The organism is Streptomyces sp. 63XJN7_1_ISO-PGPR-S23-121, from assembly GCF_056173025.1.
This window is the reverse complement of record NZ_CM149653.1, coordinates 7,069,963-7,096,011: the sequence shown is the minus strand read 5'-3', so window position 1 is coordinate 7,096,011 and position 26,049 is coordinate 7,069,963. Positions and strand designations below refer to the sequence as shown.

Genomic DNA, 26,049 nt, shown 5'->3' with positions numbered 1-26,049 from the left:
AACGTCGCAAGCATGAGTGAGAGATCGCCCGCACCGGGGGGCCTGGAGCTGGTCGAGGCCCTGGTGAACACGCTGGACCTGGAGACGGGCGCCGACTCGCTGGGCACGCCGGAGGGCCGGGCCCGGTTCGGCCTGACGGAGGAGGAGGTGCCGGCCGCGCGCGATCTGCGCGAGTCGCTGCGCGCCGCCCTGCTCGCGCACGCCGGCCACCCGCCGCACCGCGCGGTCGCGCCGCTCGGCGGACTGCTGGCGGGGGCCCCGCTGGTCGTGACGGTCGACACGGCCGACGGCTCCGCCGCCCTCGCCCCGGCCCGCGGCGGATCCCTGCTCGCCCGCGTCGCCACGGCCGTCGCCGGGGCACTGGTCGCGGGCACCTGGAGCCGCCTCAAGGCGTGCGAGGCCGCCGACTGCCACTGGGCCTACTACGACCGCAGCCCGGCCGGACGCGGGCGCTGGTGCTCGATGCAGGTGTGCGGGGCGCGCGCCAAGATGCGCCGGTACCGCGCCAAGGAGGCGTGACGGCCCCGGGGTTCACCGGCCGGTGCGCGGGCCGGCGGGACGCGCGCCGGGACGGCAGGGCCTAGGGGGTGTCTGACACATGCCCGCGGCGTCGCGACGCCCGGTACGCACGCTCGCCGCGTTGCCGAACCGCCCACGTGGCTCCGCCACGAGGGCGCTCCGGCGCCTTGCGATCGCACGCACCGGACGCCGCTCCTTCTCCCGCGCTCATTTGTCAGACACCCCCTACGCGGTCGGCCGGCCCATCGCCCGGTAGGTCCAGCCGGCCCGCCGCCAGGCCTCCGGGTCCAGGGCGTTGCGGCCGTCGAGGATCACCCGTGCCGCCGCGGCCTCGCCCAGCGACTCCGGGTCCAGCTCGCGGAACTCCCGCCACTCCGTCAGGTGCAGCACGACGTCGGCGCCCCGCACCGCCTCCAGTGCCGAGTCCGCGTAACCGAGCGTCGGGAACAGCCGCCTGGCGTTCTCCATGCCCTTCGGGTCGTACACCGTCACCTGGCCGCCCTGGAGGTGGATCTGCCCGGCGACGTTCAGCGCGGGCGAGTCCCGTACGTCGTCCGAGTCGGGCTTGAAGGTGGCACCGAGCACCGCGACCCGCTTGCCCAGGAACGGGCCGCCGCCCAGCGCCTGCCGGGCCAGCTCGACCATCTGGCCGCGCTGGCGCATGTTGATCGAGTCGATCTCGCGCAGGAACGTCAGCGCCTGGTCGGCACCGAGCTCACCGGCGCGCGCCATGAACGCCCGGATGTCCTTCGGCAGGCAGCCGCCGCCGAAGCCGATCCCGGCCCGCAGGAACTTCCTGCCGATCCGGTCGTCGTGCCCGATGGCCTCCGCCAGCTTGGCGACGTCGCCGTCGGCGGCCTCGCAGACCTCCGCCATCGCGTTGATGAAGGAGATCTTGGTGGCCAGGAAGGAGTTCGCCGCGGTCTTCACCAGCTCGGCCGTCGGGAAGTCGGTGACGACGAACGGCGAGCCCTCGTTGACCGGCGTGGCGTACACCTCACGCAGCAGCTTCTCGGCCCGCTCGCTGCGCACGCCCACCACGATCCGGTCCGGGCGCAGGGTGTCCTGCACGGCGAAGCCCTCGCGCAGGAACTCCGGGTTCCACGCCAGCTCGGCGTCGCCGCCCGCCGGCGCGTGCTCGGCGAGGTAGCCGGCCAGCCGGTCGGCGCTGCCCACCGGCACCGTCGACTTGCCGACGACCAGGGCGGGGCCGCGCAGATGCGGCGCGAGCGAGGCCAGCGCGGACTCGACGTAGGACATGTCACAGGCGTACTCGCCGTGCTTCTGCGGCGTGTTCACGCACAGGAAGTGCACGTCGCCGAAGGCCGCGACCTCCGCGAAGTCGGTGGTGAAGCGCAGCCGCCCGCTGGACCCCTCGATGCCCGCGACATGCGCGCGCAACAGTTCCTCGAGACCCGGCTCGTACATCGGGACCTCGCCCCGCTGGAGCATCTCGATCTTCTCGGGCACCACGTCCAGGCCCAGCACCTCGAAACCGAGCTCGGCCATGGCCGCCGCATGGGTCGCGCCGAGGTAGCCGGTGCCGATCACGGTGATCTTGAGGGCCATGAGGTGCTCCAGAGGTGTACGGCTGAGGTGCGCGCCCGAGCATATCCGGGGCACGGGGCGGAGGCCCCGGCCGGCTGTCGTCAACCTCACCTATCCAGCGACGCGGGCGGCGTTCTAAAATTTGAGTTACTTAACGGTAGTTAGCGTGCCCAGCATCACAGTGTTTTGGAGCGTGAGAGACCTTGGCCGGATCGGCTGACTTCGACCTGTACCGCCCGTCCGAGGAGCACGACATGCTCCGCGACGCCGTCCGCTCGCTGGCCGAGGCGAAGATCGCGCCGCACGCCGCCGCGGTGGACGAGGAGGCCCGCTTCCCGCAGGAGGCCCTCGACGCCCTGACCGCGAACGACCTGCACGCCGTGCACGTCCCCGAGGAGTACGGTGGCGCGGGCGCCGACGCCCTCGCCACGGTGATCGTCATCGAGGAGGTGGCCCGCGTCTGCGCGAGCTCCTCCCTCATACCGGCGGTGAACAAGCTCGGCTCGCTCCCGGTGATCCTCTCCGGCTCCGAGGAGCTGAAGAAGAAGTACATGACCCCGCTCGCCAAGGGCGACGGCATGTTCTCCTACTGCCTCTCCGAGCCCGACGCGGGCTCCGACGCGGCCGGCATGAAGACCAAGGCGGTCCGCGACGGCGACTTCTGGGTGCTCAACGGCGTCAAGCGCTGGATCACCAACGCCGGCGTCTCCGAGTACTACACGGTGATGGCCGTCACGGACCCCACCAAGCGCTCCAAGGGCATCTCCGCCTTCGTCGTCGAGAAGTCCGACGAGGGCGTCTCCTTCGGCGCCCCGGAGAAGAAGCTCGGCATCAAGGGCTCGCCGACCCGCGAGGTCTACCTCGACAACGTCCGCATCCCCGCCGACCGCATGATCGGCGCGGAGGGCACCGGCTTCGCCACCGCGATGAAGACGCTGGACCACACCCGCATCACCATCGCCGCCCAGGCCCTCGGCATCGCCCAGGGCGCCCTCGACTACGCCAAGGGCTACGTCAAGGAGCGCAAGCAGTTCGGCAAGCCGATCGCCGACTTCCAGGGCATCCAGTTCATGCTCGCCGACATGGCCATGAAGATCGAGGCCGCCCGGCAGCTCACCTACGCGGCCGCGGCCAAGTCGGAGCGCGGTGACAGCGACCTCACCTTCCAGGGCGCCGCCGCCAAGTGCTTCGCCTCGGACGTGGCGATGGAGGTCACCACGGACGCCGTCCAGCTCCTCGGCGGCTACGGCTACACCCGTGACTACCCGGTCGAGCGCATGATGCGCGACGCCAAGATCACGCAGATCTACGAGGGCACCAACCAGGTCCAGCGCATCGTCATGGCGCGCAACCTGCCGTAACCCCCGCACCGCGAAAGGGCGCCCGGGACCGACCGTCCCGGGCGCCCTTCCCGTGCGGGTGAGGGGCTCAGTCCTCGTAGCCCTCCGCCACCCGGCGCTCCCGCAGCTCCATGATCGCGCGGCGGCGGGCCAGCCGGTGGGTGCGGCGGATCTGGGCCTCCTGGTAGCGCCGCTTGTCCTTCTCGGTCTCCGGGACCACCGGCGGCACCGAGCGGGGCTTGCCGTCGGCGTCCACCGCGGCGAACACCAGGTAGGCCGAGCCGACCTGGGTGGCGGGGGCCGACTCGTTCCAGCGCTCGGCCAGTACCCGCACGCCGACCTCCATGGAGGTGCGGCCGGTCCAGTTGACCTGCGCCTTCACATGGACGAGGTCGCCGACGCGGACCGGTTCGAGGAACGCCATCTCGTCCATGGACGCGGTGACGGCGGGCCCGCCGGAGTGCCGGCCGGCCACCGCGCCGGCCGCGTCGTCGACCAGCTTCATGATCACGCCGCCGTGCACCGTGCCCAGAAGGTTGGTGTCGCCGTGCGTCATGATGTGGCTGAGGGTGGTGCGGGAGGCCGAGGTCGGCTTGCCCGGGATCTCCGATGCCACCGACTCCGCGTCCGAGGCCTGTTCTGCCTGGTCTGTCATGCCCTCCACCTTATGCCGGGACGGCACGGGGGTATTTTGTGTCAGCTTCGCAACAGCGCCGCCCCTATTTTCCGACGGCCCTGTCGGCCGCACCGCCGGTACCTGCACACTGGTCCGCATGACTGATTGGCCCGAGGGGCGACCCGGTGACAACCGCGCCGGCCGGTACGGACGCGGCAGCGCGAGCGCACAGCCCGAGAGCGCCCGCGTGATGCGTCAGGTCCGCCGCGGCGCGGCGCCGCCGCCCGGCCAGGGCACGGCCCCGCCGTACGGGGGCGGGGTGCCGCAGCAGCCGTCGTACGTCGACGGCCGGGGCCACGGCGGCCAGGACGGGTACGACAGCGGCTACAACACCGGCCAGGTCTACGGCAGCCCCGGCGGCCGCGGCCCCGGCCCGGGCGGCCCGCGGTCCGCGCCCGACTGGCGGCGCCGGATCAAGTGGACGGCGATCACCGTGGTGACCGTGCTGGTCGTCACCACGGTCGGGACCTACTTCTGGGCCGACTCCAAGCTCAACCGCGACGTCGACCTGTCGAAGGTCATCGACCGGCCCGGAGCGGGCGAGGGCACGAACTACCTGATCGTCGGGTCCGACAGCCGCGAGGGCATGACCAAGGACCAGATGAAGGACCTGCACACCGGCAACGCCGAGGGCAAGCGCACCGACTCGATGATGATCCTGCACACCGGGGACAACGGGTCGACGCTGGTGTCGCTGCCCCGCGACTCGAACGTGGAGATCCCGAGCTTCGTCGGCTCGGAGTCCGGCAAGAAGTACGAGGGCACCGGCCGGCACGTGAAGCTGAACGCCGCCTACGCGGAGGACGGCCCCGAGCTGCTGGTGCGCACCGTCGAGTTCAACACCGGGCTGCGCATCGACCACTACGTGGAGATCGGCTTCGCCGGCTTCGCGAACATCGTGGACGCGGTCGGCGGCGTCGAGATCGACATCCCGCAGGACATCAAGGACAAGAAGTCCGGCGCCGACTTCAAGAAGGGCAAGCAGACCCTGAACGGCGAGGAGTCCCTGGCCTTCGTCCGTACCCGGTACGCGCTGCCCGGCTCCGACCTGGACCGCACCAAGAACCAGCAGAAGTTCCTGTCGGCCCTGGCGAGCCAGGTGGCCACCCCGTCGACCGTGCTGAACCCGTTCAGGCTGTACCCGACCATGGGCGCGGGCCTGGACTCGCTCATCGTGGACAAGGACATGGGCCTGTTCGACCTGGCCGGCATGTTCTGGGCGATGAAGAGTGTCAGCGGCGGCGACGGCACCTCGATGAACATGCCCGTCTCCGGCAGCGTCGGTGGCAACCTCACCTGGGACGACGCCAAGGTGAAGAGGCTGGTGGAGCAGCTGAGGAACGACGAGAAGGTCACCGTCTCCGGAAACTGATGCCGGAGCCGGTCACGGTTTCCCGCACACCACCTCGTCGCCGCGCACCACCGTGCCCGAATCCCGCGGCGGGTCCGCCGCCCTCACCTTCGCCACCTGCTGGAAGTCGGCACCCGCGATCACCTTCAGCGTCGCCCCCTGGCCCTTGACCGGCCTGAGCTCGCTGCCGGGCAGGGCGGCGGCCAGCGACTTCGCCGAGTTGTCCCAGCGGGGGTCGAAGGCGACCACGGTCCGTGCGACCGTGCGGCCGGCGTTCACCGGAGCCCGGGTGGTGAGGAAGCCGGTCGCGGCCAGCGCGTCGTCCACGCGCCTGCCCAGGCCGGCGGTGTGCGTGCCGTTCTCCACCTGGACCCGGATCCGCTTCGGGTCGACCGGCACCGGAACCGGCGCCGGGCCCTCGGGCCTGCGTCCGGGGGGTGCCAGCGGCCTGTCCTCGCGCAGCGCGCCGAAGATCCGCTCCGACCGGGCGGGGTCCCACTTGAGGGTCGAGCCGACGCCCTCGACGGCGTAGCCCAGCTGCCCGATCGGCACGGTGGTGAACTCCGACGACGACGGCGAGAAGCTCCGCATCGCCCGCCCGAGGGCCAGCAGCTCGTCGGTGCCGAAGCCCTTGTCGGCCCGCACCGAGCCCAGCACCGCCCGCGTGACGTCGCGGAACTTGAGCGGATTCAGCAGGAGCCCGGTGGAGGTCGCCCGGTCGATCAGCGCGGCCAGGAAGCGCTGCTGGCGCTTCATCCGGCTCAGGTCCGATGCCCCGTCGAGGTGGCGGGCGCGGACGTACTGCAGGGCCTGTCCGCCGGTCAGCTCGTGGGTGCCGGCCGGCAGGTCGAGCCCGGTGTAACGGTCCTTGAGCGGCTGGACGGTGCAGATCCGCACCCCGCCGAGGACGTCCACCGTCCTCATGAAGCTGGTGAAGTCGACCTCCAGATAGTGGTCGATCTTCACGCGGGTCATGTTCTCGACGGTGCGGATGGTCAGCTGGGGCCCGCCCTCGGCGTAGGCCGCGTTGAGCTTCACGGGGTGTGCCCGGTGATGCTCGCCGGTGTTGCGGTCGGTGTGGTCGGGCGTCACGGCGTACGAGTCGCGCGGCAGGCTGACCACGCTCGCCCGCTCCCGGTCCTCCGAGATGTGGACGATCATGATCGTGTCGGTGCAGTGACAGGGGGCGCCGCCGAGCCGGTACCTCCGCCGCTCCTCCGCGCCGATCCGTTCGCGGCCGTCGGTGCCGACCAGCAGGACGTTCATGCCGTTCCCGCCCCGCGGACGGTTCTTCATGTCCTTGAAGGCGTCGACGCGGGCGATGTCCGCGTCCAGCCCGGAGAGCACCGCGTGCCCGATCCCGGCGGAGGCGAGCACCACCACCGACAGCGCCGTCACCGCCCGCATGGCCCAGCGCGGCTTCTTCCGCCGTACGGCGGTCCCCGGCGGGCGGCGGGTGCGCTGTGGCGGGGGGCCGCCCCGTGGGGGCGATGCCGGGACCCTGGGGGAGCGAGGCGGCGTGGGCAAGGGTGACACCTCCGCGGGGGCGGGACCTGGGGCCGGACGTGGGATCCGTGAGCACCGTAGGCCGATACGATCTGCTGCCCGGGGTTGTGACCCCCGCGGCGCGCACCCGTGTCCCCCGTTCGCGGTAACGTGAGCACCGATGAACGCCAAGTCCGACGTGCGGCCGCCCGCCGTTTCCGTGATCATGCCCGTCCTCAACGAGGAGCGGCACCTGCGCGGCGCCGTCCGCGCCATCCTCGCCCAGGAGTACGCCGGCGAGATGGAGGTCGTGATCGCCGTCGGTCCGTCCACGGACCGCACGGAAGAGATCGCCGCCGAACTCGTCCGCGAGGACCCCCGCGTCCACACCGTGCCGAATCCCACCGGCCGTACGCCCGCCGCGCTGAACGCCGCGATCAAGGCCTCGCGCCATCCGGTCGTCGTCCGCGTCGACGGCCACGGCATGCTGTCGCCGAACTACATCGCCACGGCCGTACGGCTGCTGGAGGAGACCGGCGCGCAGAACGTGGGCGGCATCATGCACGCCGAGGGCGAGAACGCCTGGGAGGACGCCGTCGCCGCCGCGATGACGTCGAGGATAGGTGTGGGCAACGCGGCCTTCCACACGGGCGGTGCGGCGGGCCCGGCCGAGACGGTGTACCTGGGCGTGTTCCGCCGCGAGGCCCTGGAGCGGCAGGGCGGGTACAACGAGGAGTTCATCCGCGCCCAGGACTGGGAGCTGAACTTCCGCATCCGTGAGGCCGGCGGCCTGATCTGGTTCTCGCCCGAGCTGAAGGTGTCCTACCGGCCCCGGCCCTCGGTGCGGGCGCTGGCCAAGCAGTACAAGGACTACGGCCGCTGGCGCCACGTCGTCGCCCGTTACCACTCCGGCTCCATCAACCTGCGCTACCTCGCCCCGCCGACCGCGGTGTGCGCGATCGCCGCCGGCGTCGTGGTGGGCGCCGCGCTGACCCCGTGGGGCTTCGTCGTGCCCGGCGCCTACCTCGCGGCGATCGCCGCGGGCTCGCTCCCGGCCGGAAAGGGGCTCGGACCGAAGGCGCGGGCGCGGATCCCGGTGGCGCTGGCGACCATGCACATGTCGTGGGGCTTCGGCTTCCTGACCAGCCCCCGGTCCCTGGCGAAGCGGGTCATCGCGTCGCGGCGCCCGGCGGTCCAGCCGGACGCCGACGCCGCCGGCGCCCGCTGACGCCGCTCAGGACCAGGTGAACCCCGGGTTCACGTGCATGCAGGCGCTCGTGTCCGCGCCGTTGAGGGCCTCGGCCGACTCCGGGGTCCGGTCGTCCGCCCCGGGCGCCCGGTACGCCGTGTCCTCGCGCCAGTCCGCGCCCACGACGAGCGTGACGCCGGAGACCTCGGTCGACCGCTGCACCGAGCTCGCGGGTATCCCCAGGGACGCGGCGACCCGCTGCGCGTCGCCGGCCAGGTCGGCGCTGGGGTAGCGGACGACCGTGCGGTCCTCGCTGGGCAGCACCGAGGGGTCGGCGACGGCCCGTGCGAAGCCCTGCTCCACCAGCAGCCCGGCGACCGTGTCGGCGCGTCCCCGGGCCGCCGCGAGGCTGTCGGTACGGGTGCCGTTGCGGACCTGCACCGCTATCTCGTCGTCGGCGGCGGCCGGGTCGGCGGGGGCCGTCGGCTCCGGGTCCGGCGCGGGCTTCTTCTTCGCGTCCTTGCCGTCCAGCGCGATGTCCTCCCGCACCAGCCGGAACAGCTGCTCCGCGTCCTCGGTCGGCTCCACGCGCGCGCCCACGTACCGGTTGGGCATGGTGGTCATGGTGATGCGCTCCGGCTCGACCGTGCGCAGCTCGCCGCTGAGGTCGTACAGCTTCTTGACCGTGTCGAGGCCCGGGTCGACCGTGAGCGCCTCGGTGGCCTTCTCCGCGAGCGCGCGCAGCCGGCCCGGGCTGCCGAGCGTGGCGTTCTCGCGCAGCACGCGGACCATCGAGTTGAGGTACATGTGCTGGGCCTTGGCGCGGGCCAGGTCGCTGCCGTCCTCGAAGCCGTAGCGGGTGCGCAGCCACTGGAGGGCCTGCTCGCCCTTCACCGGGTGGGTGCCCTTCTCCAGCTTCAGTCCGGAGCCGTGGCCCTGGCCGTCGCGTGAGTGGATGTTGGCGTCCACGCAGACCGGTACGCCGCCGACGGCGTCCGCCATCGACACCACGCCCGCGAAGTCGACCATGACGAAGTGGTCGATGTGGATGCCGGTGAGCTCCTGCCAGGTGGCGACCGTGCAGCCGGGGCCGCCGTGGCCGAGGCTCTGGTTGGTCATCACCCGGCCCTCGCTCGCCGGGTAGACCGTCCCGTCCTCCGGGTCGGTGCACTTCGGGATCTTCACCAGGGTGTCTCGGGGCATGCTGACGACCGACATGTTGCTGCGGTCCGCGGAGAGGTGCACCAGCATCTGCACGTCCGCCAGCGGGGTGGAGCCGAACGTCTCGCGCGCGCCGCCGAGTTGCTGGTTCTCCTCGCTGTCCCGGGCGTCCGAGCCGATGACGAGGATGTTCAGCGGGGTCTGGCCGGCGGCGTTCGGGGTCGGCGCGGCGACCTTGCTGTCGCCCAGGTTCAGCGTGTCCTTGCGGATGTTGTCGTTGAGGTGCTCGTAGTAGAGGTACCCGGCGCCGGCCGTGCCGGCCAGCAGCACGGCGAGGGTCAGCGCCGTCCAGCGGAGCACCCGGCGTCCCCTGCGGGGCCCGCGCCCACCGGTCTCCGCACCGCCGTCGCCGTCCCCGCCGCCGTCGTCCACGTCCTCGACGGCCGGCTCGTCACGCCCGGGCGCGTCCGACGCACCCTCCCGCGTGTCCTCCTCCTGCTGCACACCGCTCTGCGTCACTCGCGTCCTTCCCCACCCCTGCCGCCGCCGCGGTCCCGTCCTCCGTCCGCGGTCGTCCTGTGAGACGTACGGCGGGCCCGTCAGGTCAACTGGCGCACTGCACCTGGTCGGCCGTGGACTTCTCCACCCCCTCCGGAGCCTTTCCGGAGGTGGCGTTGAGCTTGACGCCGGCGCCCTTGAAGTCCTTGCCGAGGGTGAGGGTCATGGTGGGCAGGCCCTGCGAGTTGGTGACGCTCCGGCCGGGTTTCATGGCCGCGCCGGACAGGCCGAGGATCTCGGCGAGCGCGCGGGCCTGGTCGGCCTGGTCGGGGGCGTACTCCAGGGTGGTCTTCGCCAGTTCGGCGGGGGCGTTGCCGGCGTTCTCGGACTTGGTGACGCCGGCCTCGGTCTGGAGGTACTGGAGTTCCTTCTGGGCGCTGCCGCCCGCGGCGCCGCCGTTGAGGACGCGGACGCGGACCTCGGAAGGATCGGACCTGGAGCCCTTGAGGCGGGCCGCGACGGCGGCGGCCTCCTGCTTCTGCTGCTGCTTGACCTCGGTGAACGAGATGTCGTTCCGGATCATGTCGAAGACCTGGGGCGCCTTCGCCTCGTCCACCACGACCGTCGCCTTGATCTCCTCGGCGGGGTTGTCCTTCACCGGCACCGTGGCGAACGTGATGTTCTTCGGCGGCACCTTCTTCAGCTCCAGGGCGATGTCCTTGAGCGTGCCGACGTTGCCGATGGGCTTGTCCACGGTGAGCGCCTTCGTGGCGGCCTCGGCGAGCTTCACCAGCTTGGTGGGGCTGGTCAGGGTGTCGCCGGAGGACATCTTCCGCATGAGCGAGCCCAGGAACTGCTGCTGCACCTTGATGCGGTCCAGGTCGCCCTCGTTGCCGAAGGCGTGCCGGGTGCGGACGAAGGCGAGGGCCTGCTCGCCCTCCACCTTGGACTTGCCCTCGGGCAGGACGAGTTTGGACTTCTTGTCGTTGACGGCGTGCTCCACGCAGACCTCCACGCCGTCGACCGCGGTGGTCAGCGTCTTGACCGCGTTGAAGTCGGCCATCATGAAGTGGTCGACCGATATGCCGGTCACCTCCTTCACCGTGCGCATGGTGCAGCCCGCGTCCCGGCCGCTCTCGCCGAGGCTCCGGTTGAAGCGCACACCCTGCTGGCCCGGAATGACCTTCTCGGTCCCGTCCTCCTGCGTGGTCGGGCAGTCGGGGATGTCGACGATCATGTCGCGGGGGATGCTCAACGCGGTCGCGTTGGAGCGGTCCTTGGCCACGTGCAGCAGGATGTTGGTGTCGGCGTGCCCGACGCTGCCGGCGTCGCCGTAGCCCTCGTTGCCCTCACCGGTGCGCTTGTCGGTGCCGATGACGAGGATGTTGAAGGCCTCGTCCTTGCTGAAGTTGCTGCTGCCCGCGCTGCCGACGTCCGTCGTCGAGACGTTGCCCTCGAGGTGCTTGAGGTAGAGGTAGCCGCCGACACCGGCCACGAGGACGACGAACGCCGTCGTGCCGCCGGTCCACAGCAGGATCTTCCTGCCCGTCGACTTCTTCTTCGCCGGCCGCCGGCCGCGCCGCCCGGCCGCCGGCTCCTCCGGTGCGGGACGGCGGCGCCGCTGGGGCGGGACCTCACGGCCGGGGGCCGTCGTACGGCGGCGGCCCGCACTGCCGGTGCCCCGGCCGCCGTCCGTCCCGCCCGGTGCGCCGTCGCCCGGTCCGCCCTCGCGGGGCTTCGGAACGGCCGGCTGCGGCGCGGACGATGCCATCCGCAGCTCGTATTCGCCGGTCCGCGGATTGAGTACCCACTGGTCTGCGGGGTCGATGTCGTCCGCCCGCCCACGTCCTTGCGCGTCCACGGTCTCCGAGTCCTCCGTCGGGGCCACGCGGCGCCTTCCCGGAAGGCGCACGGTAAAGGGTCAACAAGTGCACGACGCCAGGGCGGACCTCGCGGCGGGGGCACCGGAGCGCTCACACTATCCGCCCAGTTCAGCGTCGAACGACACCGGTGACAAATTCGACTTCCCTACAACAGGGCATTCCGCCCCATTCCCGGGAACGCCTACCAGCGGTAGGGCCGGTAGACGTCCATGCACTTGCCGGTGTCGGCGCCGTTGAGGGCGTCGCTGTTGTCGGGCAGGTCACCGGCCTCCGGCGTCTTCTGCTTCGGATACGCCGTGCCCGAGCGCCAGTCGGAGCCGACGACGACCGTGACCCCGGAGACGTCCGCGGACTTCTGCACCGCGTTCGCCGGAATGCCCAGCGCCGCCGCGACCCGCTGCGCGTCCCCGGCCAGGTCCGGGCCCGGGTAGCGCACGACGGTCCGTTCCTCGGAGAGTGCGCCCGAGGTGTCCTTCGTGGCCTTGTCGAAGCCCTTCTCCACCAGCGCGTCGGCGATCGTGCCCGCACGGCCGCTGACCGGGCCGAGCGAGTCGGACCGGGTGGCGTTCTGCACGAGCACGCCGATCTCGGCGTCGTCGGCGGCCGGGTCCGCGGGCGTCCCGCCGGCGCCGTCCGTGCCGTTGCCGCCGGCACCCTTGCCGGCATCCTTCCTGCCGCCGGTCTTCGCGCCCTTGTCGTCGAAGGACACGTCGTCGCGGAGCATCGCCCAGACCTTCTCGGCGTCCGCGCCGGCCGGCAGCAGGTGGTTCACGTCCTCGGGGTCCTCGACGGTGGGCAGCGTCGTCATGGTGATGCGGTCCGTCGGCACCGTCTTCAGCTGCATCCCCAGGTCGTACAGCTTCTTGACCGTGCCGACCTCCTCCGAGACCGTCAGGGACTTCGTGGCCGACTCGGCCAGGTCCATCAGCCGGCCGGTGTCGGTGAAGACGTTCTGGCCCTTCAGGGTGCGGATCATCGAGTTCATGTACATGTGCTGCGCCCGCGCCCTCATCAGGTCACTGCCCCAGGCGTGGCGGGTGCGCAGCCACTGCAGGGCCTGCTCGCCCTTGACCTTGTGCGGGCCGGCCGTCAGCTTCAGCCCCGAGCCGCCGGACACGCGCGGCAGCGGCCGGTCCCACACGTTCTGGTTCACGCAGACCTCGACCCCGCCGACGGCGTCGGCCATCGACACGACGCCCGCGAAGTCGATCGTCATCCAGTGGTCGATGTAGACACCGGTGAGGTTCTGCCAGGTGGCCAGCGTGCAGCCGGCGCCGCCTCGGCCCAGCGACTCGTTGATGATCGTGTTGGTCGCCGGAAACGTCGTGCCGGTCTCCGGGTCCGTGCACTTGGGGATGTCGACCCGGGTGTCGCGCGGGATACTGACCACCGCCGCGCTCTTGCGGTCCGCGGACAGGTGGATCAGCATCTGCACATCGCCCAGCGGCGGGTTGTCGCGGTGGTCCTTGCCGCCGCCCAGCGCCACGTTCGCGTCGGAGGCACGGCTGTCGGAGCCGATCAGCAGGATGTTCAGGGGCGTCTGACCGTCCGCGTTCGGCTCGGTCTTGTGCGCCTTCGAGTCGCCGCTGCTGCGCTCGCCCTTCTCGATGTTGCCGTTCAGGTGCTGGTAGTAGAGGTATCCGGCGCCGGCCGTGCCGAGTATCAGGACCGCGACCGTCGACGCGGACCACCTGAGCACACGGTGCCCGCGCGTCGCGCGCCGCCCCTTCCCGCGCCCCGCGCCGTGCCGGCCGCCGCGCCCGCCGGTGCCGTCTCCCGCCCCCGCACCGGAGCCGTCCTCGCCCCCGTGCCGGGCGCGCCGGGCACCACCGGACCGCGTCCCCTGCCCGCGCACATCGCTCTGCGTCATGTTCCTCTCCCCACCCCTCGCGCCGGCCGTCGTGCCCACGGGCGCTTCCTGTTCGCACAGTTGGACGTACGGACGGCCCTTTTGGCTGTACGGCCGTCCCGACGGATTGGTTCCGCCACGGCCGCAACACGGCCGTCCGGTAAGACGTCGGAGAGGGCCGTCAGGTCACCTGGCGCACTGGACCTTGTCCGCCGTGGACTTCTCCACCCCCTCCGGAGCCTTTCCGGAGGTGGCGTTGAGCTTGACGCCGGCGCCCTTGAAGTCCTTGCCGAGGGTGAGGGTCATGGTGGGCAGGCCCTGCGAGTTGGTGACGCTCCGGCCGGGTTTCATGGCCGCGCCGGACAGGCCGAGGATCTCGGCGAGCGCGCGGGCCTGGTCGGCCTGGTCGGGGGCGTACTCCAGGGTGGTCTTCGCCAGTTCGGCGGGGGCGTTGCCGGCGTTCTCGGACTTGGTGACGCCGGCCTCGGTCTGGAGGTACTGGAGTTCCTTCTGGGCGCTGCCGCTCACGGCGCCGCCGTTGAGGACGCGGACGCGGACCTCGGAAGGATCGGACCTGGTGCCCTTGAGGCGGGCCGCGACGGCGGCGGCCTCCTGCTTCTGCTGCTGCTTGACCTCGGTGAACGAGATGTCGTTCCGGATCATGCCGAACACCTCGGCGGCGGGCGCCTCCTTGAGGACGACCGTCGCCGCGACCTTCTCGGCCGGGTTGTCGACGACCGGCACCGTGGTGAAGGTCAGGTTCTTGGTGTTGAGCTTGCCCAGCTCCAGACCGAGGTCCTTCAGCTTGCCGATGCTGTCCAGCTTGGCGTCGACGGTCAGCGCCTTGGTGCCCGCCTCCGCCAGCTTCACCATCTTGGACGGGCTGGTGAGCGTGTCGTTCGACTTCAGCTTGCGCATCAGCGCGCTGAGGAACTGCTGCTGTATCTCGATGCGGCTCAGGTCACCGCCGAAGCCCACCGAGTGCCGGGTGCGCACGAACGCCAGCGCCTGCTCGCCCTCGATGGTGTGCGTGCCCGCGGACAGCTTCAGGTGCGAGTCCGGATCGTCGATGTCCTTCGCGAGGCAGACGTCGACCCCGCCGACCGCGCTGGTCAGCGTCTTGACGGCGTTGAAGTCGGCGACCATGAAGTTGTCCGGGGTGACCCCGGTCAGCTCGGTGACGGTCCGCATGGTGCAGCTGGGCGTACGGCCGTCCTGGCCGAGGCTGGTGTTGAAGCGGACGCCGGTGGAGCCGGGGATGACCTTCTGCGTCCCGTCCTCCTGCGTGGTCGGGCAGTCGGGGATGTCGACGATCAGGTCGCGGGGGATGCTGAGCGCGGTCGCGTTGGAGCGGTCCTTGGACACGTGCAGCAGGATCGTGGTGTCGGCGTGGCCGACGCTGCCGCTGTCGCCGTAGCCCTCGTTGCCGTCGCCGGTGCGCTTGTCGGTGCCGATCAGCAGGATGTTGATGGCCTTGTCCTTCTGGAAGCCACCGGTGCTCGCGCCGTCGTCGGCGACGGACTGGATGTTGTCGTTGAGGTGCTCCAGGTAGAGGTACCCGGCCGCCGCGGCACCGAGGACGACGAACGCCATCGTGCCGCCGGTCCACATCAGGACCTTCCTGCCCGTCGACCTCTTCTTCACCGGCCGCCGCCGGCCGCGCCGCCCGGGCGGTTCCTCGGGCGCCGTACGCCGTTTGCGCGGGCCCGGGACCGCACGCCCCGGGGTGGTCGCGGCGGACGCCTGTGCGGTGCGGGCGCGTGCCGGGCCCGAGGGGCCCGGTGCGCCGGAGCCGGCACCGCGGGGAGCCGGGGGCGCCGACTGCGGTGCGGAAGGGGTCAGTCGCAGTTCGTATTCGCCGGTGTCCGGGTTGAGCACCCACTGGTCTGCGGGGTCGATGTCGTCCGCCCGCCCACGGCCTTGCGCGTCCACGGTTGTCCGATCCTCCGTCGGGGCCACGCGCGCCATCCCCTCCAGGCGCCCGGTCTCGGTCACTCAGTGCGCGACCGCGGGTCAGAACCTCGTGGCCGGGCACGCCGGATCGCTCACATTAACCGCCGGATTCGGCGCGCGGCGACGACGGTGACGCATTCCACGGTCCTTACAACTGGGCAATCCGACCCTTTTCCTGGACAAGTGTCCGCCGCGTCGCGCATGTCTTGGCTCCGCCTTGTGCCGTCTTTGGATGCGCTTTACTCGCAGATGTCCTCGTCGGCGGTGTTGCCGCTGAACGTCGGCTGCGGGGAATCGGCGCCCTCGGCCTCGCGCGCGCCGGCCGCACCGGACCCGTTCCCGCCCCCGGTCCCGCGCGCGCCCCGCTCGACCGCCACCGGTTCGTCCGTCCGCAGCCGGGTGAAGAGCTTCTCGGCGTCGGGCTGCACGAGTTGGTCGCGATCGGCGTCGCGCGCGTACGCCTCCCGCGGGACGGTCAGGAACTGCACACGCCCGGCGGGGATGCCGCGCAGGCCGCGCGCGAGGTCGTACACGCCCCGCAGGCTCGCCAGGCCCGGATCGGTGGTGAGGGACGAGGTGGCCGCGTCCAGCACGGGATAGAGCTTCACCGGATTCAGCAGTACGTCATTGCTCCGCACCTTGCTGACGAGCGCCCCCAGGAAGCGCTGCTGGCGGTCCATCCGGTCGGTGTCGCTGCCGTCGCCGAGCGACTTGCGGGCCCGGACGTAGCCGAGGGCCCGCTCCCCGTCGAGCGTCACCCGGCCCGCGGGCAGCTTCAGCCTGGCGTCCTTGTCGTCGACCGGCCGGCGCAGGCACACCTCGACGCCGTCGAGGGCGTCGACCATCTTCTTGAAGCCCTGGAAGTCGACGACCACGTGATGGTCGATCCGGATGCCGGTCAGTCCCTCCACCGTGCGGATGGTGCTCGCCGAACCGCCCGCCTCGAAGGCGTAGTTGAGCTGGGCGAACACCGGCTGGGTGCGGGAGCCGTCGCGGCGGTGGCAGCCGGGCACGCGCACCATCAGGTCGCGGGGGAGGGAGACGGCGGTCGCGCTGTCCCGGCCCGCCGCGAGGTGCAGCAGGATCGTGGTGTCCGACCGCTCCGTCCCGGTGTCCCGCCCGTAGCGCTCGTTGCCGTCGCCGGAGCGCGAGTCCGACCCGATGACGAGCAGGTTCTGGGCGCCGCGGACCAGCGAGGTGGGCCGCTCCTTCTCGTACCGCGCGAGCTCCGCCGCCGCGGCCTCGTCGGCGGTGATGTTCCCGCTCAGCTTGGCGTACACCGCCCACCCGACGCCCACGGCGGTGCCGCCGAGCACGGCGACCGCGATGCCCGCGTACCGCAGCCGGCGCCGCCTGCGCCGCCGCCTTCCGTCCCCGGTCGCGGACGCGCCCGCTCCCGGCCCCAGGGGCCCGGCACCGTCGGGGGACGCGCCCGCGCTGTCGCTCACCTCAGCCTCAACCCCTCGTGCCGTACGAGCGTGCCCTGCCCGCCCGCGCTCCCCCGATCATGACCCGCACCCCGCCGAACCCCCGGCCCCGACTGAGCCGAACGGGTCACGACCCGCACCGCCCCCCCGAGCCGCGGGCAGTCGCACCGCCGCCCCCCTCAACCGCGGGAAGTCGTGCTGCCGCCTTCTCATTCTCAGCCGCGGGCAGTCGTGCCTCCCCCAGCGCCTGAACGGCCTGGGAGGTACTCCCAGGGGCGGCACGGGTGGGCGCGGCGGCACCCGGTCAGCGCCGGGCCCCGTCACTCACCCGGCGCCCGGGCCGACGCGGGGCGCCTGGCGGACGCCGGTAGGTGAACGCACCCGCACCGGCACCCACTCCGCACCGACGGAGTCACCCCGCCCCCGAAGACCTCACCGCGCCGTGGCCGACACCCGCTCCGCCTCGATCCGCTGATCCACCACACCGTCCCCGGCCCGATCCAGGTGCCGGCACAGCACCACCGACCCACCCGACGCCAACGGCCCGAACAGCCCCGCGTTCAGCCCCTCCCACGTGTCGTACGGCAGCCCCGACAGGATCCGCGCCCCCGGCCCCGTGAGCCCCAGCCCCGACGCCTCCGCCCGGGCCCGCTCCACGACCTCCGCCCCGCTGAACTCCCGCCCGGCCACGATCAGTGCCGGAGCCTCCGGGTCCACCGGCGCGTACGGCACGAACCGGTCACCCTGCCCCGGCACCTCCACCGCGTAGTCGGCGAAGCCCTCCGGCGCGGCCGGCAGGAACCGCCCGCCGAGCGGCCGCAGGGCCAGCGCGATCCGCGGCCCCGAGCAGGCCCGCGCCGCCTCCAGCGACTCCGGCTCCGGCCCGCTCACCACCACGTCCGCCGCCGCCGGGTCACCGGCCACGTCGGCGACGACACCCACCGACGCGCACGCCAGCAGCCACACCGCCGTCTGCCAGTGCGCGGGCAGCAGCAGCGCGACCCGGTCACCGGGTTCGACGGACAGCTCGTCCTGGAGCAGGTTGGCGGTCTTGGCCACCCAATTGGCGAAGGTGGCCACGGACAGTTCGACGCGTTCGCCCGTCGCGTCGTCGTAGAAGGTCACCAGGGGGCGTCCCGGGTCCGCGGCGAGCGCGGAACTCAGCAGGTCGGCAGGGGTGCGGTCGGTCGCGTTCATCCGCGCAAGCGTACGCGGGCCCCCACGCGTGCCCCGGGCGGACGGGCCACGTCGCCGCCACCGGATCGAGGGAAAAACCCTACGGGCCGTCATATCCCGTATGGACAGATATGTCCGGCTGTGTCCAGGATCGAGGGCATGCATGGATTCCTCACTTCCTCAATAGGCGTCACCTGCGCGGCCGCACTGGCCCTCCCGGTCACCGCCGCACCCGCGACGGCAGCCGCCGCAGGAGCGGCACCGGCATCCGCACCCGCCGGGGCGTACGTCCCCGGCAGCACCCAGTCGCTGCCGCTCACCCCCCTCGCCGGCGACCGCGCCCCCACCTCCCCCGGCACCGCCGAACAGGGCGTCACCCGCCGGGGCACCCGGTACTTCTCCCTGGTCGGCGTCGTCTGGGACGACCCGGCCACCGCCCTGCACGGCCGCGTCCAGGTCCGCACCCGCGCCACCGCCACCGGCGCCTGGTCCGCCTGGCAGGACTTCGACACGCACACCGCCGACCACGCCGCCGACCCGGGCACCGCCGAGAGCGCGTCGGGCCGGGTGCGCGGCGCCACCGCACCACTGTGGGTGGGGGAGTCGAACGGCGTGGAGGTGCGGGTCCGCGCGGCGGACGAGCGCGGCGGCGCCACGCCCCCGCTCCCCACCGGCCTGCGCCTCGAACTCGTCGACCCCGGCAAGGGCACCCCGCCGCGACCCCGCACGGACCCGGCGGCCGTCGGCCGCCCCCGCGCCACCGAGATCCCCGCACTGAGCCGCACCCGGACCGTGAGCGAGCTCCTCGCCCTCGGCGTCCTGACGGAGCGGCAGCGGGCCGAGCCGTACGTCGGCGCGCGCCCGGGCATCACCACGAGGCGCGGCTGGGGCGCGGACGAGAAGCTGCGCCGGAAGAAGCCCGTGTACACGAAGAAGGTGAAGGCGGCCTTCGTGCACCACTCGGCCACGGGCAACAACTACCGCTGCTCGCAGGCCCCGTCAGTCATTCGCGGTATCCACCGCTACCACGTCAAGAGCATGGGCTGGCGGGACATCGGCTACAACTTCCTCGTCGACAAGTGCGGAAAGATCTACGAGGGCCGGGCCGGGGGAGTGACGAAGCCGGTACTGGGTGCCCACACCATGGGGTTCAACTCCAACAGCATGGGAATCGCGGTCCTCGGCACGTACAGCTCGAAGAAGCCGTCGTCCGCCGCTGTCAAGGCCGTCGCCCGGCTCACCGCGTGGAAGCTCGGTCTCGCCGGCATGAATCCGCGCGGCAAGACATACCTGAAGTCCGGTGGTGGCAATCTCTACCGAAAAGGTAAGAACGTACGACTGAACGTCATCTCGGGTCACCGCGACGGCTTCGCCACGAGCTGCCCCGGCAAGCAGCTCTACCGCAAGCTCGGCACGGCCCGTTCCTCGGCGGCGAAGTACCAGGGCCGCTGAGGACGGAACACCGCACGGCCATCGAAGGCGCCAGGGAACGGTCTGCATACACTGGCCGGCCGAAAGACAGTTCGGCCGGTCCCGGCAGGAAGCAGAGACGACAGGTGACAGAAGCGATCCTCCTGGTCGGCGGTAAGGGCACGCGGCTGCGCCCGCTCACGGTGCACACCCCGAAGCCCATGGTCAGGGCGGCCGGGGTGCCGTTCCTCACCCATCAGCTGGCGCGGGCGAAGGCGGCGGGCGTCGAGCACATCGTGCTCGCGACGAGCTACCTGGCCGAGGTCTTCGAGCCGTACTTCGGCGACGGCTCATCCCTGGGCCTCCACCTCGAGTACGTCACGGAGGAGGAGCCGCTCGGGACCGGCGGCGCGATCCGCAACGTGGCGTCGCGGCTGCACTCGGGCCCCGACGAGCCCGTGCTCGTCTTCAACGGCGACATCCTGACGGGCCTGGACATCGGCGCGCTGGTGCGCACCCACGGGACGACGGGCGCGGACGTCTCCCTGCACCTGACGAAGGTGACGGACCCGAGGGCGTACGGCCTGGTCCCCACGGACGGCACGGGCCGGGTCCTGGCGTTCCTGGAGAAGCCGCAGACCCCGGAGGAGATCGTCACCGACCAGATCAACGCGGGGGCGTACGTCTTCCGCCGCTCGGTCATCGACACCATCCCGGCGGGCCGCCCGGTCTCGGTCGAACGGGAGACCTTCCCGGAGCTCCTCGCCACCGGAGCGCATCTCCAGGGCATGGTCGACTCCACGTACTGGCTCGACCTCGGCACCCCGGCGGCCTTCGTCCGCGGCTCGGCGGACCTCGTCCTCGGCCGCGCCCCGTCCCCGGCGGTACCGGGCCGCTGCGGTGACCGCCTGATCCTGCCCACGGCCGTCGTCGCGCCCGACGCCAAGCTGACCGGCGGCACGGTCGTGGGCGAGGGCGCCTTCGTCGCGGAGGGGGCGCGTGTCTTCGGCAGCACGATCCTGCCCGGCGCGGTCATCGAGCCGGGCGCCGTCATCACCGACTCCCTCATCGGCACCCGCGCCCGCGTCGGCACCCGCTCGGTTCTCACGGACACGGTCATCGGCGACGGCGCGGTCGTCGGCGCCGACAACGAACTCCGCTCCGGCGTCCGAGTCTGGTGCGACGCCCGCATACCCCCGGCCTCCCTCCGCTTCTCCTCCGACGCCTGACCCGAAGCCCGGGGGCGCAGCTGCGGGCAGTCGTGCCTCCCCCAGCGCCTGAACGGCCTGGGAGGTACCCCCAGGGGCGGCACGGGTGGGCGCAGCGGCACCGGTAGCGCCGGGCCACGAGACCCACCCCCGCCCCGCATCAGCACCAGCGCGCGCACCAGCACCGGAGACCGGTCGACGCCCAGAAGGCACGCGCCCCCCGGTCCCGCCCCCTCAGATCCGCTCGATCCCCCGCGGAGCCATCCGCGGAGCCCGCCTCCCCGGCACCCGCCCACTCAACAGCACCAGCCGAGCCGCCCGATGCCGCTGCCCGGCATACGGCTCCAGCAGCCGCAGCATCACCGCGTCGTCCGCGTCCCGGTCCCCGCCCAGCGCGAACCCCACGATCCCCGGCAGATGCAGGTCCCCCACCGTCACCGCGTCCGGCGCCCCATGACTGCGCTGCACGGTCTCCGCCGAGGTCCACGGCCCGATGCCGGACACGACCTCCAGCCGCGCCTGTGCCGCCGCCGGCTCCATCCCGGCCGCCTCCTCCATCCGCGCGGCGACCCGCACGGCCCGCAGGATCGTCGACGCCCGCTTGTTGTCCACCCCGGCCTTGTGCCACTCCCAGGACGGGATCAGCGCCCACGTCCGCGCCGCCGGCATCACGTGCATCCGCGCGGGCGCGGGCCCCGGCGCCGGTTCGCCGTACTTCCGTACCAGCACCCGCCACGCCTGGTACGCCTCCAGCGTCGTGACCTTCTGCTCCAGGATCGACGGGATCAGCGACTCCAGCACCAGCCCGGTCCGCGTCAGCCGCAGCCCCGGCCGCCGGTGCGAGGTGTGGGCCAGCAGCCGGTGCCGGGGCACGAACGCGGACGGGTCGTCGTCGGCGCCCAGCATCCGCGGCAGCTGCTCCAGCAGCCACTCCGCACCCGGCCCCCAGGCCTCGCCCCGCACCTCGCCGCCGCGCGCGGAGACCCGCAGCGTGCCCGGCCCGGCGGGCGTGAGGCTGGCCCGCCACACCGAGCCGTCGGGCGTCGTCCGGAAGGTCGGGTCGCCCGGCCCGCGCCGCAACGGCCCGAGGACCAGCCCCAGTTCCAGCGGCCCGTCCGGCACCCACACCCGCACCTTCCCGGGCGCGACGGCCTGCCGGGGCGCCGGCACCGCCCCCACGGGCACGACGGTCTCCCCGCCGCGCACCGTCGTACGCGTGGGCCGGGGAGCGAAACGTCCTGCCACGATGAAGCCCCTGGGACGGGAGAGGGAGAGGCCCCTGCGGAACGAGAGGCCTCTACGAGGGTAGAGCGTCACCCCGTCGCGGCGCGGCCGGGCGCCGGGACGGCCCGCGGCACCGCCCCCCCCGCGCCGGACGGCACCGCCCCGGCACCGTCCGCCCCCGACCTCACCGCACCTCGATGAACGCCTCCGCGTCCCGCTCCGCCCGCGGCCGGGGCTCCTCGGCGGGGTGGCCGACCGCGACGGCACCCATCGGGTCCCAGTCCTCCGGCAGCCCGAGAACCTCCCGCACGACGTCCCGGCAGAACATCGTCGAGGACACCCAGGCCGAGCCCAGCCGCTCCCCGGCGAGCGCGACGAGGAGGTTCTGCACGCCCGCGCCGGTGGCGACCACGAACATCTCCCGCTCGGCCGCGTCGCGCCGTGCGTCCCCGTAGGTGTGCGAGCCGTCCATGACCAGGCAGGGCACGACGAGGCAGGGCGCGTTGCGGAGCACGTCCCCGCGGCGCACCCGCCTGGCGATGGACTCCTCGCTCTTGCCGTCCCGCTCGAGGTCGGCGATCCAGGCGTCCCGCATGGCGTCGAGCAGCCGGGTGCGGGACGCGGCGGACTCCAGCAGGACGAACCGCCACGGCGTCGTGTGGTGCGGCGCCGGCGCGGTGACCGCCGCGGCCACCGCCCGGCGTACGGCACCGGGGTCGACCGGTTCGTCCGTGAAGGCCCGCACGGTCCGCCGCTGGGTGACCGTCTGGCGCACCGCCTCCGACGTGCCGAGCCGGAACATGTCGTCGCGCGCGCCGCGCACCATGGCCCGCGCCCCCTCGCCGTCGTCCCCGGTCACCACCCCGGGCAGCCCGCTCACGACGGCGACGGGCAGCCCGGCGGCCTTGCCCTTGACCAGGTCGCCCGCGGCGGCGAGCTCGTCGGCGGTGGCGACGACGGTGGCGCCCAGCGGATTGCCGTGCGCGTCCGTGCCGCCGCGCAGGTCGTCGAGGACCCGCACGCCCGCGGCGCCGATCGCCACGTCGGTGAGCCCGGCCCGCCACGGACGCCCGAAGGTGTCGGTGACGACCACGCCCACGTCCACGCCCAGCGTGTCCCGCAGGCCGTCGCGGATGGCCCGCGCGGACGCGTCCGGATCCTCGGGGAGCAGCAGCACCGTCCCGGCGGGGGTGTTGGAGGCGTCGACGCCGGCCGCCGCCATGACCAGGCCCTGACGGTTCTCGACGATGCGCAGCGCCCCGCGCCGGGCCACCACCCGTACCGTCTCGGCGTCGATCGCGGCCTCCCGGTCGGTGGCCCGTACGACGCGGCCCTCCGCCTTGGAGACGATCTTGGAGGTGACGAGGAGCACGTCCCCGTCGGCCAGGCCGGGGTCGGCCGCCGCGATCAGCTTGGCCAGGTCGTCGCCCGGCTGCACCTCCGGCAGGCCGGGGACCGCCCGGACCCGGTATGCGGGAGCACCGTCGCTCACGTCTCCCGCACCTCCTCCGCCAGCGCAAGCGCCTCCCGGGCCATCTGCGCCGCGGCGTCGGCGTCGGTCATCAGCAGCGGCACGGCGCGGCACAGGATGCCGGCGGCCCTGACCCGCGTCACGGCCTCGGCGTCGACCGTGTCGACCAGCCAGCCGTCGAGCAGGCCCGAGCCGTAGTGCTCGGCGACCGCGGCCGCCGTGGACTCCACGCCGACCGCCGCGAGGACCTTGTCGGCCATCCCGCGCACGGGCGCGTCCCCGACGATCGGGGAGAGGCCGACCACCGGCACCCCGGCGTCGGCGATCGCCTCCCGGATGCCGGGCACGGCGAGGATCGTGCCGATCGAGACGACCGGGTTGGACGGCGGGAAGAGGATCACGTCCGCCTCGGCGACGGCCTCCAGGACGCCCGGCGCCGGCTTCGACTGCTCCGCGCCGACCGGCACGACCGCCTCGGCGGGGACCGAGGCCCGCAGCCGCACCCAGTACTCCTGGAAGTGCACGGCCTTGCGCTCGCCGTCCAGCTCGACGGCCACGTGCGTCTCGACGCGGTCGTCGGTCATCGGCAGGAGGCGCACGCCCGGCTTCCAGCGGTCGCACAGCGCCTCGGTCACCGCGCTGAGCGGGTAGCCCGCGCCGATCATCTGCGTCCGCACGATGTGCGTGGCGAAGTCCCGGTCGCCCAGACCGAACCACTCCGGCCCGACGCCGTAGGCCGCGAGCTCCTCCTTGAGGTGGAAGGTCTCGTCGGCCCGCCCCCAGCCCTGCTCCTCGTTGATGCCCTCACCCAGCGTGTACATCACCGTGTCGAGGTCCGGGCAGACCTTCAGCCCGAAGAGGTGGATGTCGTCGCCGGTGTTGCCGATGACCGTGATGTCCGCGTCCGGCGCGGCCCGCTTCAGACCACGCAGGAACCGGGCACCACCGATGCCGCCTGCCAGAACCACAATGCGCATGCACCCAGTCTCGCAGGCGGCCACGACACTGCGTCAGCCAGTCGTCACAGCACCCCGGCTCCGGCCCCGGCGTCCGCGTCGTGCGGCGCGGCGGCCGAGCACCGCGCGGAGTGCATGGGCATCTCGGTGAGGGCCGGGTAGTAGACGTGCAGGCTGACCGCCGGTTCCAGCGTGTCGTTGGCGACCTCGTGCGCGTACCCCGGCGCGAACACCTTCTGCGTCCCCGCGCCCAGCACGCGCGTGCCGCGCTCCGTGCGCTCGGTCAGGGAGCCGTCCAGGACCGTCCACACACCCGAGGAGGGGCCGTGGTCGTGGCGCCCGCTGCCCTGCCCCGGCAGCCAGGACAGCAACCAGACCTCGTAGCCGGGGCCGGTGCGCAGCCGGTGGTACCAGCGCGTCGTGGTGTCGTATTGCACGAGGTGCTCCCACTGGGAGCGGTCCGCGGCGAGGGAGCGGACCAGCCCGGCGAACTCGGCGACGGTGGCCGGGTGCTCGCGCGGTGCCTGGAGGAGGTGGGGGACTTCGAGGATGTCGCCGGCGATCTGGAGGTCGCTGTCGCTGTTCATGGGTGCGGTGGTTCCTCGGCGGAAGGGTGCGTGGAAGTGCGGAGAGGAGCGAGACGCGAAGAACGCCCTGGTCGGGGCGTGGGATCACAGCCGGGCCGAGTGGACCCGGGTCAGCCGGAGCGTGGTCGGCTCAACAGCTGGAACAGCGGCAACAGCTACAGCGAGCGCGGGCAGCACCGTGGGACCCGGCGGTGCGGGTCGAGGCGAGTGCCGAGTTCGCGAGCATGCCCACAAGGACAGCGGCTCACACCAGCACTGTCAACCTGATGCCCGTGATGTGGGACGTGTTTCACCTCATCCGGTTCATCTCCCCGATGGAAGGTTTGCTCCTGGGGGTTACGGGACACATGCGGCACAAGCCGGGCGCACAACCCCCGTTGCGATCCCGTGATCCGAATGTGATCCGGTTCGCTTCGGTGAGTGTGCCGGAACGAGCGCGAACGCCGGAGCGTCCTCCTCCGTACAGGCTCTGTGCGGAGGCGGGGGCTTCTGCGGCCTCGTTGGCATGTCAAGGTTTATGGCGATTTGAACACTTTCTGCAAGGCCTTGGTTCTGCAGAGTGAATAAGGGGCCTAATAGCAGATCTCGGCTTGACTCGCCCGGAGCAGCACACTTGTAATTTCACTCGTGTCGTTCAGTCGGAATCGATAACGGCTGGATCACGGGGACGTGAAGGACGGACGAGGGGCGCACATGACCGAGCTGGTGCAGCAACTGCTGGTCGACGACGCGGACGAGGAGCTCGGCTGGCAGGAGCGCGCACTGTGCGCCCAGACCGACCCCGAGTCCTTCTTCCCCGAGAAGGGCGGCTCCACCCGGGAGGCCAAGAAGGTCTGCCTCGCCTGCGAGGTCCGCTCCGAGTGCCTCGAGTACGCCCTGGCCAACGACGAGCGCTTCGGCATCTGGGGCGGACTGTCCGAGCGGGAGCGCCGCCGTCTGAAGAAGGCCGCCGTCTGACCCGGCGTCCGCTGCGGGCCCCGGCCCACCGTCCGGCGAGCGGCGCACCCCGCGCGTACCCCATGACATGAACGGCCCCTCGCAGGCGGATTGTCCACCGGCGGCGGGCCGTCGTCGTGCCCGCCCGTCTCCCGGCCGGCGCCCCTCGACGAGGCGCTTCGCGCCGCCCGGTTTGATCTGC

The 26,049-nt window shown here is 72.4% G+C and carries 20 protein-coding genes; 7 read left to right on the top strand and 13 right to left on the bottom strand.

What is annotated here, in order from left to right; all coding sequences use genetic code 11:
- Positions 1-12: 12 nt before the first annotated feature.
- Positions 13-519 carry a CGNR zinc finger domain-containing protein gene (locus AC0VYN_RS31675; protein ID WP_475533739.1) on the top strand — a complete coding sequence of 169 codons (507 nt, stop codon included), beginning with the start codon at positions 13-15 and terminating at the stop codon, positions 517-519.
- Positions 520-744: 225 nt separating this feature from the next.
- On the opposite strand, the gene AC0VYN_RS31670 is transcribed toward AC0VYN_RS31675, so the two are convergent.
- A complete protein-coding gene (locus AC0VYN_RS31670) occupies positions 745-2,088 on the bottom strand; it encodes a UDP-glucose dehydrogenase family protein (RefSeq protein ID WP_451686133.1) in 1,344 nt (447 codons plus the stop codon).
- Between the two features lie 182 nt (positions 2,089-2,270).
- On the opposite strand from AC0VYN_RS31670, the gene AC0VYN_RS31665 reads away from it, so the two are divergent.
- Positions 2,271-3,428: an acyl-CoA dehydrogenase gene (locus AC0VYN_RS31665; RefSeq protein WP_475533738.1), complete on the top strand. Its 1,158-nt coding sequence runs from the start codon at positions 2,271-2,273 to the stop codon at positions 3,426-3,428.
- A 67-nt stretch (positions 3,429-3,495) separates the two neighbouring features.
- On the opposite strand, the gene AC0VYN_RS31660 is transcribed toward AC0VYN_RS31665, so the two are convergent.
- The gene (locus AC0VYN_RS31660; RefSeq protein WP_475533737.1) at positions 3,496-4,062 is read right to left on the bottom strand and encodes an acyl-CoA thioesterase; all 567 of its coding nucleotides are present in this window, start codon (positions 4,060-4,062) and stop codon (positions 3,496-3,498) included.
- Between the two features lie 118 nt (positions 4,063-4,180).
- On the opposite strand from AC0VYN_RS31660, the gene AC0VYN_RS31655 reads away from it, so the two are divergent.
- Positions 4,181-5,455, top strand: coding sequence for an LCP family protein (locus tag AC0VYN_RS31655; protein ID WP_475533736.1), 1,275 nt, complete (start codon positions 4,181-4,183; stop codon positions 5,453-5,455).
- Positions 5,456-5,467: 12 nt separating this feature from the next.
- Here the strand turns inward: AC0VYN_RS31655 and AC0VYN_RS31650 are convergent, their stop codons facing one another.
- Entirely contained in the window at positions 5,468-6,961 is a 1,494-nt protein-coding gene (locus AC0VYN_RS31650) for an LCP family protein (RefSeq protein ID WP_475533735.1), read from the bottom strand.
- A 139-nt stretch (positions 6,962-7,100) separates the two neighbouring features.
- Between AC0VYN_RS31650 and AC0VYN_RS31645 the strand changes: the two genes are divergently transcribed.
- On the top strand, positions 7,101-8,147 hold the full coding sequence (locus tag AC0VYN_RS31645) for a glycosyltransferase family 2 protein (RefSeq protein WP_475533734.1): 1,047 nt from the start codon (positions 7,101-7,103) through the stop codon (positions 8,145-8,147).
- 6 nt (positions 8,148-8,153) lie between these two features.
- Here the strand turns inward: AC0VYN_RS31645 and AC0VYN_RS31640 are convergent, their stop codons facing one another.
- From AC0VYN_RS31640 to AC0VYN_RS31615, 6 genes are all read right to left on the bottom strand, one after another.
- Positions 8,154-9,788, bottom strand: a complete 1,635-nt coding sequence (locus AC0VYN_RS31640; RefSeq protein WP_475533733.1) for an LCP family protein — start codon at positions 9,786-9,788, stop codon at positions 8,154-8,156.
- Between the two features lie 85 nt (positions 9,789-9,873).
- The gene (locus AC0VYN_RS31635; RefSeq protein WP_475537023.1) at positions 9,874-11,628 is read right to left on the bottom strand and encodes an LCP family protein; all 1,755 of its coding nucleotides are present in this window, start codon (positions 11,626-11,628) and stop codon (positions 9,874-9,876) included.
- Positions 11,629-11,831: 203 nt separating this feature from the next.
- The gene (locus AC0VYN_RS31630) at positions 11,832-13,520 is read right to left on the bottom strand and encodes an LCP family protein (protein ID WP_475533732.1); all 1,689 of its coding nucleotides are present in this window, start codon (positions 13,518-13,520) and stop codon (positions 11,832-11,834) included.
- A 165-nt stretch (positions 13,521-13,685) separates the two neighbouring features.
- On the bottom strand, positions 13,686-15,431 hold the full coding sequence (locus AC0VYN_RS31625; protein ID WP_475533731.1) for an LCP family protein: 1,746 nt from the start codon (positions 15,429-15,431) through the stop codon (positions 13,686-13,688).
- A 260-nt stretch (positions 15,432-15,691) separates the two neighbouring features.
- Positions 15,692-16,900, bottom strand: a complete 1,209-nt coding sequence (locus tag AC0VYN_RS31620; protein ID WP_475533730.1) for an LCP family protein — start codon at positions 16,898-16,900, stop codon at positions 15,692-15,694.
- Positions 16,901-17,311: 411 nt separating this feature from the next.
- Complete coding sequence (locus tag AC0VYN_RS31615; protein ID WP_385461253.1) at positions 17,312-18,076, bottom strand: TIGR03089 family protein; 765 nt, start codon at positions 18,074-18,076, stop codon at positions 17,312-17,314.
- Between the two features lie 138 nt (positions 18,077-18,214).
- Here AC0VYN_RS31615 and AC0VYN_RS31610 point away from each other — a divergent pair, with 138 nt between their 5' ends.
- Entirely contained in the window at positions 18,215-19,507 is a 1,293-nt protein-coding gene (locus tag AC0VYN_RS31610; protein ID WP_475533729.1) for a peptidoglycan recognition protein family protein, read from the top strand.
- A gap of 104 nt (positions 19,508-19,611) precedes the next feature.
- Positions 19,612-20,694 (top strand): mannose-1-phosphate guanylyltransferase, encoded by a 1,083-nt coding sequence (manB, locus tag AC0VYN_RS31605; RefSeq protein ID WP_475533728.1) that lies wholly within the window; start codon positions 19,612-19,614, stop codon positions 20,692-20,694.
- A 213-nt stretch (positions 20,695-20,907) separates the two neighbouring features.
- On the opposite strand, the gene AC0VYN_RS31600 is transcribed toward manB, so the two are convergent.
- The 4 genes from AC0VYN_RS31600 to AC0VYN_RS31585 form a co-directional block, all read right to left on the bottom strand.
- Positions 20,908-21,918: a DNA-3-methyladenine glycosylase family protein gene (locus tag AC0VYN_RS31600; RefSeq protein WP_475533727.1), complete on the bottom strand. Its 1,011-nt coding sequence runs from the start codon at positions 21,916-21,918 to the stop codon at positions 20,908-20,910.
- A 163-nt stretch (positions 21,919-22,081) separates the two neighbouring features.
- The gene (locus AC0VYN_RS31595) at positions 22,082-23,389 is read right to left on the bottom strand and encodes a coenzyme F420-0:L-glutamate ligase (protein ID WP_475533726.1); all 1,308 of its coding nucleotides are present in this window, start codon (positions 23,387-23,389) and stop codon (positions 22,082-22,084) included.
- On the bottom strand, positions 23,386-24,345 hold the full coding sequence (gene cofD, locus AC0VYN_RS31590) for a 2-phospho-L-lactate transferase (RefSeq protein WP_475533725.1): 960 nt from the start codon (positions 24,343-24,345) through the stop codon (positions 23,386-23,388). Before cofD ends, AC0VYN_RS31595 begins: the two co-directional genes overlap by 4 nt.
- A 44-nt stretch (positions 24,346-24,389) precedes the next feature.
- Entirely contained in the window at positions 24,390-24,911 is a 522-nt protein-coding gene (locus tag AC0VYN_RS31585) for a cysteine dioxygenase (protein ID WP_475533724.1), read from the bottom strand.
- A 693-nt stretch (positions 24,912-25,604) separates the two neighbouring features.
- On the opposite strand from AC0VYN_RS31585, the gene AC0VYN_RS31580 reads away from it, so the two are divergent.
- Positions 25,605-25,868 (top strand): WhiB family transcriptional regulator, encoded by a 264-nt coding sequence (locus tag AC0VYN_RS31580; protein ID WP_003975777.1) that lies wholly within the window; start codon positions 25,605-25,607, stop codon positions 25,866-25,868.
- The last annotated feature ends 181 nt before the right edge of the window (positions 25,869-26,049 follow it).

Excerpts from the sequence above, each read along its gene's own strand:
- AC0VYN_RS31675 (WP_475533739.1), top strand. The coding sequence starts at position 13 with ATGAGTGAGAGATCGCCCGCACCGGGGGGCCTGGAGCTGGTCGAGGCC.
- AC0VYN_RS31670 (WP_451686133.1), bottom strand. The coding sequence starts at position 2,088 with ATGGCCCTCAAGATCACCGTGATCGGCACCGGCTACCTCGGCGCGACC.
- AC0VYN_RS31660 (WP_475533737.1), bottom strand. The coding sequence starts at position 4,062 with ATGACAGACCAGGCAGAACAGGCCTCGGACGCGGAGTCGGTGGCATCG.
- AC0VYN_RS31655 (WP_475533736.1), top strand. The coding sequence starts at position 4,181 with ATGACTGATTGGCCCGAGGGGCGACCCGGTGACAACCGCGCCGGCCGG.
- AC0VYN_RS31645 (WP_475533734.1), top strand. The coding sequence starts at position 7,101 with ATGAACGCCAAGTCCGACGTGCGGCCGCCCGCCGTTTCCGTGATCATG.
- AC0VYN_RS31630 (WP_475533732.1), bottom strand. The coding sequence starts at position 13,520 with ATGACGCAGAGCGATGTGCGCGGGCAGGGGACGCGGTCCGGTGGTGCC.
- AC0VYN_RS31615 (WP_385461253.1), bottom strand. The coding sequence starts at position 18,076 with ATGAACGCGACCGACCGCACCCCTGCCGACCTGCTGAGTTCCGCGCTC.
- AC0VYN_RS31610 (WP_475533729.1), top strand. The coding sequence starts at position 18,215 with ATGCATGGATTCCTCACTTCCTCAATAGGCGTCACCTGCGCGGCCGCA.
- cofD (WP_475533725.1), bottom strand. The coding sequence starts at position 24,345 with ATGCGCATTGTGGTTCTGGCAGGCGGCATCGGTGGTGCCCGGTTCCTG.
- AC0VYN_RS31585 (WP_475533724.1), bottom strand. The coding sequence starts at position 24,911 with ATGAACAGCGACAGCGACCTCCAGATCGCCGGCGACATCCTCGAAGTC.
- AC0VYN_RS31580 (WP_003975777.1), top strand. The coding sequence starts at position 25,605 with ATGACCGAGCTGGTGCAGCAACTGCTGGTCGACGACGCGGACGAGGAG.